We start from the raw sequence: 13,701 nt of genomic DNA, 5'->3' as shown, positions 1-13,701 counted from the left end.
TGGAAGCTCAACGCGCGACAGGTGCCGTCGGCTGACGCGCCGCAAGATTTACCGGCACTTGACAACGCTCTGGATGGCCTTGGCCTACACTTCGCGCGCCGCGGTTGGCCAGGCCTGCCGCTCATCACACGACCCAAGGATTCCTGAGGATTTCATGAAGACATCGATCACCCGCCGCGCCACTCTGGCACTGACAATGGCAAGCCTTGCCGCCTTGAGCGCCTGCGGCGGCGGCGGTGGTTCGTCCGGAACGCCGACCCCCTCCGACACCTCGGGCTCGTCCGCGGTCACGGCGTTGAAAGTCACCGACACCGCGATTGGCACGGGTGCAGTCGCTGCAGCCGGCGCTAACGTCAGCGTCAAATACACAGGCTGGCTGTACGACGTCAAGACGGCTGATCTGCGCGGTACCCAGTTCGAAAGCAGCACCTACACCTTCAAGCTCGGCACCGGCGTGGTGATCCAGGGTTGGGATCAGGGCATCGTCGGCATGAAGGTGGGCGGCAAGCGCACCCTGGTGATTCCCGCCAGCATGGCCTATGGCAGCAGCGCACGTGGCCCGATTCCGGCCAATGCCGCGCTGGTCTTCGACGTCGAACTGACGGCCGTCAATTGACGCTCTGGAGGCCTCAGGCCTCCAGGTTGTCGATCAGCCGGGTGTTGCCCAGTTTCGCGGCACCCAGCGCCACCAATGGTTCGCCATCGACGGCCGGGCCGAGATCGTGCTGGCGGCGCAGCACCAGATAGTCGGGCTGCCAGCCGGCATCGCGCAGCGTCTGCATGGCCTCGGCTTCCATTGCGGCGAGATCGCGTTCGCCGGCCTGCCAGCGCGCAATCAGCCGGCGCAGCGTGGCCGAGAGCAGCAAGGCCTGCTCGCGTTCGGCATCGCTGAGATAGCCGTTGCGCGAGGACAGCGCCAGCCCCTGCGCGCTGCGCGTGGTCTCGCCAGCCAGCAGGGTAATCGGCAGCGCCATCTGCGCGACCATGCGACGCAGCACCATCAGCTGCTGGTAGTCCTTCTTGCCAAAGACCGCGACGCTGGGCTGGACGATGTTGAACAGCTTGGCAACGACAGTGCACACGCCGGTGAAGAAACCGGGCCGGAAGTGGCCTTCGAGGATGTCGGCCAGCTCGGTGGGCGGCTGCACCTTGTAGCCCTGCTGCTCGGGATAGAGCTCGCGCTCGTCGGGCGCAAAGACGATGTCGCAGCCAGCGCCCTGCAAGAGCTCGCAGTCGCGCGCCAGCGTGCGCGGATAACGGTCAAAGTCCTCGTGCGGCGCGAACTGCAGCCGGTTGACGAAGATGCTGGCGACCACCAGCCCCTGCGCACCCACCGCCTCACGCGCCAGCCGCACCAGCGACAGATGGCCCTCGTGTAGATTGCCCATGGTGGGCACGAAGCCGCGCAGCAGCTGCCCGGCCATTGCCGCCCGCAGTTCTGCAATCGTGTGAATGACTTTCAATTACCGTCTCCGTGGCAATCCTGACGCCGCCAAGCTAAAGCGCCATCCAGCGGAGCTTGCGGATCCGGCTTTGCCGGTCCGCCAAGCTCGCCCCCTTGAGGGGGCACGCGCAGCGTGTAGGGGGTGGGTCAATACCCGTGCAAATCGTCCTGCGGGAAGGTCTGAGCCTTCACTTCCGCCACATAGCGGCGCACCGCATCTTGCACCGACGATGCGCCCTGCATGAAGTTCTTGACGAAGCGCGGGCGGCGGCCCGGGGTCACGTCCAACATATCGTGCAGCACCAGCACCTGGCCCGAGCAGCCGACGCCGGCGCCAATGCCGATGACGGGAATCCTCAGGCTTTGCGTCAGCTCGGCAGCCAGCGCCGCTGGCACCATTTCCAGCACCAGCATCTGTGCGCCGGCCTCGGCCAGTTCCTGCGCCTGCTGCTTCAGCAACGCGGCCGAAGCCTCGTCGCGCCCCTGCACCTTGTAGCCACCCAACGCGGTGACCGTCTGCGGCGTAAAGCCCAGATGGGCGCAGACCGGAATGCCGCGCTCTACGAGAAAGCGCACCACTGGCGCGGTCCAGCCGCCGCCTTCGAGCTTGACCATGTGCGCGCCGGCCTTGACCAGCGCGGCCGCGCTCTTCCAGGCTTCCGCCGTGGAGGCCTGGTAGCTGTCAAAGGGCAGATCGCCGATCACCCAGGCGCTCTTGCGGCCGCGGGCGACGCAGCGGGTGTGATAGACCATCTCGTCCAGCGTCACCGGCACGGTGCTGCTCTGGCCCTGCAGCACATTGCCCAGCGAGTCGCCGACCAGCAGCACGTCGACACCGGCCTCGTCGAGCAGGCTGGCGAAGGCGGCGTCGTAGCAGGTCAGCATGGCGATGCGATCGCCATTGGCGTGCATGTCCAGCAGGCGCTGGAGGCTCATCGGTTTGCGCTCGGTGTTCATCGGGCTCGAGGTAGACGGCAATGGGGCGCAGTGTAGCGGGGTGCCCCGGGTTTGCACCGAGGGGCTGACAATGTAGGCTGCTGACTCCAACCGTGGTGCCGGCTGCCCCTATCCTCTCAGGAGACCCACCGCATGACCTTGACCGAATTGCGCTACATCGTTGCGGTGGCCCGGGAGCGCCACTTCGGTCGCGCCGCCGAAGCCTGTTTCGTGTCGCAGCCGACGCTGTCGGTGGCGATCAAGAAGCTGGAGGAAGAGCTCGATGTGAAGATCTTCGAGCGCGGCGGCAGCGAGGTCAGCGTCACGCCGCTGGGCGAGGAGATCGTTCGGCAGGCGCAATCGGTGATCGAGCAGGCCAGCGCCATCAAGGAGATCGCCAAGCGCGGCAAGGACCCGCTGGCCGGCGCGCTGCGCCTGGGCATCATCTACACCATCGGCCCCTATCTGCTGCCCGAACTGGTCAAGCACACCATCGAGCAGTACCCACAGATGCCGCTGATGCTGCAGGAGAACTTCACCGTCAAGCTGCTGGAGATGCTGCGCACCGGCGAACTCGATTGCGCCATCATGGCCGAGCCCTTCCCGGATGCCGGGCTGGCGGTGGCCGAGCTGTACGACGAGCCCTTTGTCGTGGCCGTGCCGGCCGTCCATCCCTTTGCCCAGCGCGCCAGCGTCAGCACCCAGGAGCTGAAGGACGAGACCATGCTGCTGCTCGGCACCGGCCACTGCTTCCGCGACCATGTGCTGGAGGTCTGTCCCGAGTTCGCCCGTTTCTCCAGCGATGCCGAGGGCATACGCAAGAGCTTTGAAGGCAGCTCGCTGGAGACGATCAAACATATGGTGGCCTCGGGCATGGGCGTCACCGTCGTGCCCTCGCTGAGCGTGCCGCCGGACGCCGAACGCCAGAATCCGCACCTGCGCTTTGTGCCCTTTGACGATCCGGTACCCACCCGGCGCGTCGTGCTGGCCTGGCGGCGCAGCTTCACCCGCTACGAGGCGATCGCTGCCTTGCGCAACGCGATCTATGCCTGCCAGCTGCCGGGGGTCAAGCGCTTGTCTTGAAGCGAGCTGACGGCGCAGCGCAAGAACCGGGTCGCCGCTGCCGCCCTCACGCCGCAGAATCGGCCGCATGATGAACACGCCCGCTCCCCTGCCCTGCTTGCCAAACGCCAGTGAAGGTGCCCGCTATCAGCGCATCCGGGCTGCCATCGAGCAGCTGGCGGCGGCGTCCGAACCGCTGGCCTTGCAGAAGCTGGCGGAGGCGGCCGGCCAGAGCCCTTTCCATTTCCAGCGCAGCTTTGTCAGCCTGGCCGGCGTCACGCCCAAGGAATTCAGCCAGGCCTTGGCGCTCGAACGGGCGAAGCGGAGCCTGGTGCAGGCCGAGTCGGTGCTGTCGGCGGCCTTGGCTGCCGGGCTCTCAGGCCCGTCACGGCTGCACGATCTCTTCATCAGCCTGACCGGGCTGACGCCGGGCGAGTTCAAACAGGCGGGCCAGGGCCTGCGGCTGGGCTGGACTCAGTTCGACACCGTGCTCGGCCCGGTCTGGCTCGCTGCCAGCGCCCGCGGCGTGCTGCGCATGGCGTTTGCGCAGGGCCAGACGCCCGAGCAGCTGCAGGCCGACGCCGGCCTGCCGCAGGCCCAGTGGCAGCGCGACGACGAGGCCCTGGCTGGCGTCGCCGCCGAGGTGCAGCGCCGGCTCAGCGGTCTCAAGCCGGAGCAACCGATTGCCCTGGTGATGAGCGGCACGCCGCTGCGGCTGAAGGTCTGGGAGGCGCTGCTGCGCATTCCGGAGGGTCAGGTCTTGTCCTACACCCAGCTGGCCCGGCTGGCCGGGGCGCCGCAGGCGGTGCGGGCCGTGGCCAGCTGCGTGGCCGCCAACCCGATCGCCTATCTGGTGCCCTGCCACCGGGTGATACGCGCCAATGCCGACTTCGGCGAATACCGCTGGGGCCCGCCGACCAAGCGGGCGCTGCTCGGCCTGGAACTGGCGCGTGCCGGGTGATGTGCGGGATCGCTGCGAAAGTTAGCGCCGGCTCCGCCGCCAGGCTCGGCGAATGGCCAGCAGGCTCAGCGCCGAGCCACTGAGCACCAGCAACAAGGCGGCCAGCGAGGCGGCACGCATCAAGGGATTGTTGAAGTCCTCACCGTCGGTGTAGTCCATCACATGCAGGCGCCAGAAGAAGTCGTACAGCACCCAGGCCTCGCTGCGCACCGCGAGGAAGGCACCGCTGCGAGCGTCGAAGTACATGCGGGTGGACAGCGCATCGTCAAAGCGCACCCGCCAGACCGCGCGTCGGTCGCCCAGCTCGCGCACCAGGCCCAGGCGGCGTGGGACCTCGGTGAGCCGCTCAGGCGCCTGCGCCCGTGCGCGGCCAGCATAGAGTTGGGCGGCATAGGCAGCGATGGCGGCTGACTCCGGCGCGGGCAATGCGCGGCCAGTCAAAGTCAGCCAGCACTCACCTTTGAGAAAGACAAGCTTTGCTGCGGGGCCTTGAGCGGTTGGCAGCAGTTGCATGCCGCGTATCTGCGCCGCATCGGTGCTGTCGCCAGCGGCGTCGCAGACCGGCCCCGCCACCGGCCAAGCGGCCAGCTCTTGCGACCAGTTCGCCGGCAATATGAGCTGCGCAGGCTTCAGCACCGCTTCGCCCTTGACCCAGGCCTGAAACGGCAGCCAGGCGAACACCATGCCGCCGACGATCCAGGCCACGACTTGCAGGGCGACCAGATAGCCCAACCAACGGTGCCAACGGAACAGATATGGGCTCCAGCGCATCTTAAGCAACTCCCTGCAGCAGCATAGGCCGCAGCCGGCATTGTGCAGGCCCGTACCCCTGGTGTTTTCCCTCCCCCCAAGGCAAAGGGTGTGCTTGCGATTTGTTGATGTTTTGTAACTATGCTGTCACTTCGGGTCACCTGTGGGCGATCGGCACGATGAAAAAGCCGGTCCCTTGGAGGGGGGCGCGAAGCCATCGCGACGGTGTCCCAAGCCTGGGCTGGGGATGGGTCGCCACAACTTAACTGTCTGGAAGACCTGATGAAGAAATACGCCACCCTCAAGCTGCTGGCCGCCGCCTCAGCACTGGCCTGCGCACTGCCCGCCAGCGCCGCCACCATCGTGCTGCACGACCCGACCAACAGCTTTGCCAAGGCCCCGAACGGCGCCGAAGCGCTGTTCGCCTTCCAGAAGGCCGCGAACTTCTGGGGCAAGACGCTGACCAACAATGTCACCATCGACATCCAGATCGGTTTTGCCGATCTGGGCACCAGCGTGCTGGCCCAGGCCGGCAGCACCTCCGGCGAAATGCTGGTGAAAGACGTCTACGGCGCGTTGAACGCCAACACCAACAAGAGCGCGCTCGACCTCATCGCCATCGGCGGCCTGCGCAGCCTGAACGCCGACGGCGGCGTGCAGATGCGCGTCAACGGCTATGTCGATCCCGCTCGTCAGTTCGGCATCGACACCACTGTCGGCAGCCGCAACACCTCGGGTACCGACGTGATCAACAAGGTGCTGAACGTCAACAGCTCGGTGCAAAAGGCACTGGGTCTGGCACCGGCATTCGGCACCGGCTACGACGCCAGCATCACCTTCAGTTCCAAGTTCGCCTTCGACTACAACCCGACCAACGGCATCGACAACGGCACCTACGATTTCACCGCCGTGGCCATTCACGAACTGGGCCATTCGCTGGGCTTCGTCAGCGGCGCCGACACCTTTGACTACTTCGGCCGTGGCAAGGGTCCCGGTGCCGAACTGCTGGAATCGGGTGCCTTTGGCAGCACCCGTCTGGACGACTTCGCCATCGGCTCCGTGCTGGATCTGTTCCGCTATGGCCTGAGCCCGGCCACGCCGGACGGCCACCTGCAGCTGCAATGGGGTGCCAACAAGGACGCTTTCTTCTCGATCGACGGCCTGACCCCGTTCAACTTCGACAATCCCGACCAGAAGATCGCCGATTTCTCGACCGGCTCCTTCAACGGCCGTGACCAGCAGCAGGCTTCGCACTGGGCCGACACCAAGCTCTACCCCGATGTGCGCAACCCCGGCTGCTACCTGCCCGGCCGTGATGTCGGCGTGATGGACCCGACCGGTACGCCCTGCGGCGTCGGCCGCGTGACGCAGAACGATCTGGCCGCCTTCGACGCGATGGGCTGGAACGTCAACGTTGACGCGCTGCAAAACACCAAGTACTCGATGACCACCAAGGACATCTACCAGCTTGACGGTCTGGCCGTGGTCACCGTGCCCGAGCCCGCCACCTGGGCGCAGATGCTGCTGGGCTTCGGCCTGGTCGGCGGTCTGATCCGTCGCCGCAGCCGTCAGGCCTGATGGCCCCGGGGCCGCTCCACGCGGCTCTGGTGACGCCGGCCGCTCACCATCGCCGGCGTCACGCGCTGATGAAGAAACCGCCCTTGGGCGGTTTTTTTACGTCCAACGCTGACCCGCTTGAATACTGTATGTTCGTACAGTATTCTTCGCTCCAGTCCTTCCCTCTGGAGCAGCGCCATGATTCTGGATCTCAACAACCCGGCCAGCATCGTCAGCTGGTGGCAGGTCTACCCCGAGCGCCACGGCCCGCAGCTGAGCAGCCTGGCGCGACTGCAGCCACAGTTCGCCACCAGCATCCGTGAGGCGCGGCGACTGATCGAGGCCGATCCGCAGCTCGCCAGCCGAGCTGCCGCCGCACGTCAGGCGCTGCAAACTCCGCACCACTGGGTGGCCAGCGCCGAAGATCTGGCGCTGGATGCAGAAGCTGAAGAGGCAGCGAGTCCGCCGGACGCCGAGCACTGGCACTGAAGCCGCGCTTCGTTGTCGCACCCGACACGGGCAGCGGGAAAGCTTCTGTCTATCAACATGATTTAGCTATTTGATTTTCATAATTGATAGAGAAAATCTAAAGTTCATCGCATTCCAGCCCGTCGAGGAGAACGCGATGAACGAACCCCGCCCTGCAGCTCCAGCCGCACCCGTCTGCCCGGTGATGACCACCAGCGCTGGCGCGCCCGTTGCCGACAACCAGAATTCCCTCAGCGCCGGACCACGCGGCCCGCTGCTGCTGCAGGACTATCAGTTGCTCGAGAAGCTCGCGCACCAGAACCGCGAGCGCATCCCGGAGCGGGTCGTTCACGCCAAGGGCTGGGGCGCCTTCGGGACGCTGACAGTCACCCACGACATCTCGCGCTACACCCGGGCCAAGCTTTTTGGCGCCATCGGCAAGCAAACGCCGCTGCTGGCCCGTTTCTCCACCGTGGCCGGTGAGCAAGGCGCTGCCGACGCCGAGCGCGATGTGCGCGGCTTTGCCTTGAAGTTCTACACCGAGGAAGGCAACTGGGACCTGGTCGGCAACAACACGCCGGTCTTCTTCATCCGCGACCCATTGAAGTTCCCCGACTTCATCCGCACCCAGAAGCGCCATCCGGCCACGAATCTGCGCTCGCCCATGGCGGCCTGGGACTTCTGGAGCCTGTCGCCTGAAAGCCTGCACCAGATCACCATCCTGATGAGCGACCGTGGCATTCCGGCCAGCCCGCGCTTCATGAACGGCTATGGCAGCCACACCTTCAGCTTCTGGAACCACGACGGCGAACGCTTCTGGGTCAAGTTCCATTTCAAGACCCAGCAGGGCCAGCGCACGTTCAGCAATGCCCAGAGCGAGGCCGTCATCGGCAAGAGTCGCGAAAGCTACCAGGAAGACCTGTATGGCGCGCTGCAGCGCGGCGAGTTCCCGAAGTGGACGATGTATGTGCAGATCATGCCCGAGCTCGACGCCGAGAAGACGGCCTACAACCCCTTCGACCTGACCAAGGTCTGGCCCCATGCCGACTACCCGCTGATCGAGGTCGGCGTGCTGGAACTCAATCGCAATGCCGAGAACTACTTCGAGCAGATCGAGCAGGCCGCGTTCTCGCCCAGCAATACCGTGCCCGGCATCGGCTTCAGCCCGGATCGCGTTTTGCAGGCCCGCTTGTTCGCCTATGCCGATGCCCACCGCTATCGCATCGGCACCCACTACGAAGCCCTGCCGGTGAACGCGCCCAAGTGCCCGGTGCACCACCATCACAAGGATGGCGGCATGAAGTTCTTCAGCACGCCCACCGGCAGCGCCGAGGCCTGGTACGAACCGAACAGCTTTGGCGGCGCCCGCCAGGATGCGAGTGTGGCCGAGCCGCCGCTGCGCCTGAACGGCGACGCTGCGCGCTGGAACCACCGCGAGGGCAATGACGACTACAGCCAGGCCGGCGCCCTGTTCCGCCTGCTCGGCGCGGCCCAGCAGCAGCGCCTGGCCGCCACTATCGCCGCGTCGATGGCAGGCGTGCCGGCCTTCATCATCGACCGCCAGCTGGGCCATTTCGATCGTGCCGACACAAGCTATGGCGAGCTCGTCCGACAGGCGCTGCGCACGGCAGGTATTGAGTTCAAGGCCTGAGGAGATCGTGATGCAGCTCAAAACCCGTCAGTGGCTGGGCCTGTCGATCGCCACGCTGGGCGCAGGCTTGCTGGCCTCCGACCTGGCGCTATGGCTGCGCCATGGCAATATCTGACCCCACTATCGTCAATGAACCGAACCACTTCCGGGAGTAGCACCATGGCCAAGAAGCCCAACGCCGCCAGCGGCATCAATATCGGCATCAGCGACAAGGACCGGGCCGCCATCGCGGCCGGCCTGTCTACCCTGCTGGCCGACACCTACACGCTCTACCTGACGACGCACAACTTCCACTGGAACGTCACCGGGCCGATGTTCAACACCCTGCACACGATGTTCATGGCCCAGTACACCGAGCTGTGGAACGCGGTCGACCCGATTGCCGAGCGGATCCGCTCGCTCGGCCATGTGGCACCGGGCTCCTACGCGCAGTTCGCCAAACTCAGCAGCCTGAAGGACGCACCAGCCACACCGCCCAAGGCCTTGGAGATGGTGCGCATCCTGGTCGAAGGCCATGAAGGCGTGGCTCGCACCGCGCGCCGTCTGTTCCCGCTGGTCGACAAGGCCTCCGACGAACCCAGCGCCGACCTCCTCACCCAACGCCTGACGGTGCATGAACAGACGGCTTGGATGCTCAGGAGTCTGTTGGAGGACTGAGTATCCAAGTGGGGCGGAGCCCCGCGCTGCGATAGCAGCAGCCGGCTGTCGGCGCAGCCAAGAGACGGCTTGGATGCTCAGGAGTCTGTTGGAGGACTGAGTATCCAAGTGGGGCGCAGCCCCGCGCTGCGATAGCAGCAGCCGGCTGTCGGCGCAGCCAAGAGACGGCCTGGATGCTCAGGAGTCTGTTGGAGGACTGAGTATCCAAGTGGGGCGCAGCCCCGCGCTGCGATAGCAGCAGCCGGCTGTCGGCGCAGCCAAGAGACGGCCTGGATGCTCAGGAGTCTGTTGGAGGACTGAGTATCCAAGTTGGGCGCAGCCCCGCGCTGCGATAGCAGCCAGCTGTTGAAGCACGGCGCCTTGAATGAAAAAGGGCCGCCCCTCGGGCGGCCCTTTGCTTTGTATTGCGGCGCTGAATCCTGCAATCAGATCACCGCCAGCAAACCCACGATGCCCAGGCCCAGAGCCGCCAGCGCATCGCCGGCAATCAGGCCGCCGCCGACCAGCGAGGTCGAGCTCATATCGGAAGGCAGCTCATCCTCACCTGCCTCGGGCTTGGACGCCAAGGTATTGATCGCGCTGGAAATCACGCCGCCTGCAGCAAACCAGGCCGAGGTGCCAAGATTGACAAAGCCGCCGAACGAGGAGGCGTAGGGACTAGGCAGCACAACGGCATCGACCATGAAGTCGGTCGCAAAACCGAGCTTGCTGTTGGCAGCCCAGCGCAGATAGGCCAGATTGCTTTTCAGCAGCTTGCGCAGTAGTTCGCTCACCAGGCCGATGGCGATACCGATCAGTATGGCATCGGTCTGATAGGGTTTGGGCTCGGTCAGGCTGCGCAGCGCGCCGACAAATTTGTAAGTCATTGCCGAGGTCCATTGCGCCGGGGCTTGATCGGCGCTCATGGCGGTCTGGTCCAGGTTCAGCACCGGATAGGCCGACATGAAGAGCTTGGCGATCACCACGGCCAGGATGGAGCCGAGCAAGAGCCCTGCCACCTGGAAACGGAACTGCAAGGCCCGGTTCGAGCCCAGGCGCCAGCCGGTCGAGCGGTCCTGCTGCATATCGCCGGCGACGCTGCTGGACACGAAGACCACCATCGCCGCCATCAGGCCCAGCACCGGGTCCTTCAGGCCGACACTGGCCAGCACCAGTACGGTGACGACAAAAGCCGAGGAGATCGGATTCTGATCCGTCAAACCCAACGAAATGCCGTTGACGATGGCAAACAGATAGACCAGCGCCACCGCAATGATCATGAAGTGCAGCGGCTCATGGAAGAACTGCACGCCACAGGCGATGGTGGCCACCGTCCACAGCCCCACCCAGGCCAGCAGGCGCGGCGTGCTGGCGCGAGGACCGGTGCGCTGTTCTTCGGGCACGACAACCTGTTCGCCCTCGGCCACCGTTTGCAGCCGCTTCACTGCACGCCAGAAGATCAGTGTCAGATCGACGATGGCTGCGCCGAGAATCATGCCCAGCGCAATCAGAAAGGCGATCTTTCGGAACGGCTCACCTTCCTTCAGCCAGCCGATGCTGATGAAGTAGGGCATCAGCAGCGTGAAAACGCCACCGCCAACAAGGGCCGGAATGCCAACGCGTGCACCGACGATCAGGCCGGCACCAAAGGTTGAGGACGATAGCTCGATCGCCCCCAGCAGCGCCACCTTGGCAGCGGCAATACCGGCAATCGCGCCAGCGCCTATGCCGCCAAAGAGGCGCGAGACCGACTGGCGCAGCAGCACCGGGTCCGTCAGCGCACGCAAAATGTTAGCCACAGCCAGACCGGAGGGAAAAGTCAGCTGCATGCGCTCCACCAAAATGGGCGTGTACAGCATGCCGATGCCGGCCGCCATCATGCTGATGCACAGCATATAGATCACCAGCTGCCAGCTTGGCACCTCGGGCATGCCCATCCAGGTCATGGCCTGGATCAAGGTGCTCATCGCCATCATGCCGGCCACCGAGGCCGCCGTGGTCTGGATGTAGTTGGCGCCGTGCTTGCCCTCGGCGCCATAGCCATAGGTGACGACCGAGCCGAGAATGCCAGCCAGCACCTGGCCGCCGACAAAGAAGCCGATCGAGAAGTTCATGAAGGCTGCCGTGATGCCGCCCAAGGGGCCGAGAATCAGCATGCCGATGGCTCCCAGCAAGCTGTAATAGCCCCAACTGCCGACAGGCGGCAACCAGGCCCAGCGTCGGGTGTCGACAGGAGCCGCTGCGGCGGCGAAGGATGGATTTGTCATGTTGGACTGCATTGATGGTATGGCGCGCACTGTAGCCCCCACGGTCAGGAGGCACCATGAGTGAGATCACCCCGAGAATCCTTGCCCAGCGAGTCGCCATCGTCAGCTTTGATGGCTTCAATGAACTCGACAGCTTCATCGCTCTCGGTCTGCTGAACCGTTTGAAGGCTCACGGTGTGAGCGCGGCATTGTGCGGGCCGGGACAATCCATCAGCTCGATGAACGGCGTCAGCGTGCAGCTGCAGCACCCCTTGGAATGGGCCAATGAGGCCGAGGTGGTGTTGTTCGGTTCCGGCATCTACACACGCGCCATTGCCGAAAACTCGGCCATGCTGGACCGGCTTCAGCTCGATCCGCTGAGACAGCTGATTGGTGCGCAATGCTCGGGCACGCTGCTGATGGCGCGACTCGGGCTGCTGGGCGACATGCCCGCCTGCACCGACACGACGAGCAAGGCCTGGGTCGTCGAGGCCGGCGCCCGGGTGCTGGACGAGCCCTTCCATGCGCGCGGCTCCTTGGCCACCGCTGGCGGTTGCCTGTCGGCCCAGTACCTGGCTTGCTGGGTGATGCTGAAGAAGGCCGGCGAAACGGCGACTCGCGAGGCCTTGAGCTATGCCGCGCCGGTCGGGGAGAAGGCCGCCTATGTGCAGAGGCTGCTGGATCGCGTGCTGCCTTTCTGCGGCGACCTGGGTTGACGCCAGCGTCGCTGCCGGCGTGCGCTTTGGCACGAATGCGCGACGATTGCAAGCCTTGTGGCGCGATCGGTACGCCGGCGGGGCCATGCAGGCTTCCTTCGGATTTGCCGGAATGGCATCATGGTTTTCACCAAGTACCAGGAGTACGCCATGCGTCCAGCAGTTTCGACGGGCCTCCAGGCCCTGGCTTTTGGTGTTTCGCTACTCGCGGCAGGGGCCGCGCAGGCCGGCGACGAATTGGCGGTGTCAGGTTTTGCCACCCTGGGCGTCGGCAAGGCGCTGTCCGGTGTGACGGCCGACTACTACAGCTTCCACTGCCCCTGCTACATCGCCAACTACCCCGATGTTGGCATCTACGAAAAGTCCTGGAGCCTGAAGCCGGACAGCCGCGCTGGCGTGCAGGCGACCTACCGCCTGAGCGACAAATTCTCACTCACCGGCCAGGTCACTGGCCACGCGGCCAATGACATGAAGCCGACGGTCGACTGGGCCTATGCGACCTGGAATCTCAGCGACACGCTGACGCTGCAGGCTGGCCGCAAGCGCCTGCCGCTGTTCGGCTACTCCGATTTCTTCCAGGTCGGCTATGCCTACCCCTGGATACGCCCGCCCGGCGATCTCTACGGCTGGCAGATCGTGGCCTACAACGGCGCGAACCTGCAATACCGCGGCACGCTGGGCAGCGTCTCGGTGTCGGCGAACGCCTGGGTCGGCACCGAGACCGACAAGGACAACCGCATGCTGGGCCTGGTCTATTACGGCGACAAGACCGAGGAGACCTGGAAGGGCATCATGGGCGCCTATGTCGAATTCGGCACCGACTGGGGCTCGCTGCGCCTGGTGGCGATGCGCAACAAGGTTGATCGCTGGCTGGGCAGCGGCGCCACCCGCACCGTCAACAAGGCCGATGTGAAGCAGCAGTTCTATGGCATCACCTTCAATGTCGACAAGGACGACTGGGTGCTGCGCAGCGAGATCAACCGCTTTGAGCGGCCCGATTCGCCCAAGGACATCTACAACGTCTACTTCCTCGGCGTCGGTCGCCGTTTCGGCGACTGGCTACCCATGCTGACCTACTCGCGCTTCACCGAAGACTACAAGGACGACCCGACCCAGAACGAGAAGCACAACACCTGGTCGGCCACGCTGCGCTGGGACTTCCGCTCCGATATGGCACTCAAGCTGCAGTACGACATATTCAAGGACCGCTCGGCCTTCACCTTCGTCGGTGACTCCAAGGCCCTGGCCATCTCGCTCGACTATCTGTTCTGAGG

At 65.0% G+C, this 13,701-nt stretch carries 13 protein-coding genes; 9 read left to right on the top strand and 4 right to left on the bottom strand.

What is annotated here, in order from left to right:
- Positions 1–196 precede the first annotated feature (196 nt).
- Positions 197–616 carry an FKBP-type peptidyl-prolyl cis-trans isomerase gene (locus tag RQP53_RS20565; RefSeq protein ID WP_315652564.1) on the top strand — a complete coding sequence of 140 codons (420 nt, stop codon included), beginning with the start codon at positions 197–199 and terminating at the stop codon, positions 614–616.
- 13 nt (positions 617–629) lie between these two features.
- Here the strand turns inward: RQP53_RS20565 and panC are convergent, their stop codons facing one another.
- Together panC and panB are read right to left on the bottom strand one after the other, a co-directional pair.
- Complete coding sequence (gene panC, locus RQP53_RS20560; RefSeq protein WP_315652563.1) at positions 630–1,463, bottom strand: pantoate--beta-alanine ligase; 834 nt, start codon at positions 1,461–1,463, stop codon at positions 630–632.
- A 128-nt stretch (positions 1,464–1,591) separates the two neighbouring features.
- Positions 1,592–2,380, bottom strand: coding sequence for a 3-methyl-2-oxobutanoate hydroxymethyltransferase (gene panB / locus RQP53_RS20555; protein WP_434064133.1), 789 nt, complete (start codon positions 2,378–2,380; stop codon positions 1,592–1,594).
- A 153-nt stretch (positions 2,381–2,533) separates the two neighbouring features.
- On the opposite strand from panB, the gene RQP53_RS20550 reads away from it, so the two are divergent.
- Both RQP53_RS20550 and RQP53_RS20545 read left to right on the top strand, forming a co-directional pair.
- Positions 2,534–3,463 carry a hydrogen peroxide-inducible genes activator gene (locus RQP53_RS20550; RefSeq protein WP_315652561.1) on the top strand — a complete coding sequence of 310 codons (930 nt, stop codon included), beginning with the start codon at positions 2,534–2,536 and terminating at the stop codon, positions 3,461–3,463.
- Between the two features lie 67 nt (positions 3,464–3,530).
- Positions 3,531–4,403 (top strand): methylated-DNA--[protein]-cysteine S-methyltransferase, encoded by an 873-nt coding sequence (locus RQP53_RS20545; protein ID WP_315652560.1) that lies wholly within the window; start codon positions 3,531–3,533, stop codon positions 4,401–4,403.
- Positions 4,404–4,424: 21 nt separating this feature from the next.
- Here the strand turns inward: RQP53_RS20545 and RQP53_RS20540 are convergent, their stop codons facing one another.
- A complete protein-coding gene (locus tag RQP53_RS20540; protein WP_315652559.1) occupies positions 4,425–5,174 on the bottom strand; it encodes a PepSY domain-containing protein in 750 nt (249 codons plus the stop codon).
- A 261-nt stretch (positions 5,175–5,435) separates the two neighbouring features.
- On the opposite strand from RQP53_RS20540, the gene RQP53_RS20535 reads away from it, so the two are divergent.
- The 4 genes from RQP53_RS20535 to RQP53_RS20520 all read left to right on the top strand — a co-directional run bounded on the left by RQP53_RS20535 (position 5,436) and on the right by RQP53_RS20520 (position 9,486).
- Entirely contained in the window at positions 5,436–6,731 is a 1,296-nt protein-coding gene (locus RQP53_RS20535) for an NF038122 family metalloprotease (protein ID WP_315652558.1), read from the top strand.
- Positions 6,732–6,908: 177 nt separating this feature from the next.
- Positions 6,909–7,199: a hypothetical protein gene (locus tag RQP53_RS20530; protein ID WP_315652557.1), complete on the top strand. Its 291-nt coding sequence runs from the start codon at positions 6,909–6,911 to the stop codon at positions 7,197–7,199.
- 136 nt (positions 7,200–7,335) lie between these two features.
- On the top strand, positions 7,336–8,829 hold the full coding sequence (locus RQP53_RS20525) for a catalase (RefSeq protein WP_434064132.1): 1,494 nt from the start codon (positions 7,336–7,338) through the stop codon (positions 8,827–8,829).
- A 159-nt stretch (positions 8,830–8,988) separates the two neighbouring features.
- Complete coding sequence (locus RQP53_RS20520; RefSeq protein ID WP_315652556.1) at positions 8,989–9,486, top strand: Dps family protein; 498 nt, start codon at positions 8,989–8,991, stop codon at positions 9,484–9,486.
- A gap of 425 nt (positions 9,487–9,911) precedes the next feature.
- Here RQP53_RS20520 and RQP53_RS20515 read toward each other — a convergent pair whose 3' ends face one another.
- Complete coding sequence (locus tag RQP53_RS20515) at positions 9,912–11,732, bottom strand: OPT/YSL family transporter (protein ID WP_315652555.1); 1,821 nt, start codon at positions 11,730–11,732, stop codon at positions 9,912–9,914.
- A gap of 56 nt (positions 11,733–11,788) precedes the next feature.
- Here RQP53_RS20515 and RQP53_RS20510 point away from each other — a divergent pair, with 56 nt between their 5' ends.
- Entirely contained in the window at positions 11,789–12,427 is a 639-nt protein-coding gene (locus tag RQP53_RS20510) for a DJ-1/PfpI family protein (protein ID WP_315652554.1), read from the top strand.
- Between the two features lie 150 nt (positions 12,428–12,577).
- On the top strand, positions 12,578–13,699 hold the full coding sequence (locus RQP53_RS20505; RefSeq protein WP_315652553.1) for a hypothetical protein: 1,122 nt from the start codon (positions 12,578–12,580) through the stop codon (positions 13,697–13,699).
- Positions 13,700–13,701 lie beyond the last annotated feature (2 nt).

It is taken from the genome of Roseateles aquae, assembly GCF_032337115.1.
Taxonomy (GTDB): domain Bacteria; phylum Pseudomonadota; class Gammaproteobacteria; order Burkholderiales; family Burkholderiaceae_C; genus Roseateles_C; species Roseateles_C aquae.
This window is presented reverse-complemented; position numbering and strand designations above follow the sequence as displayed.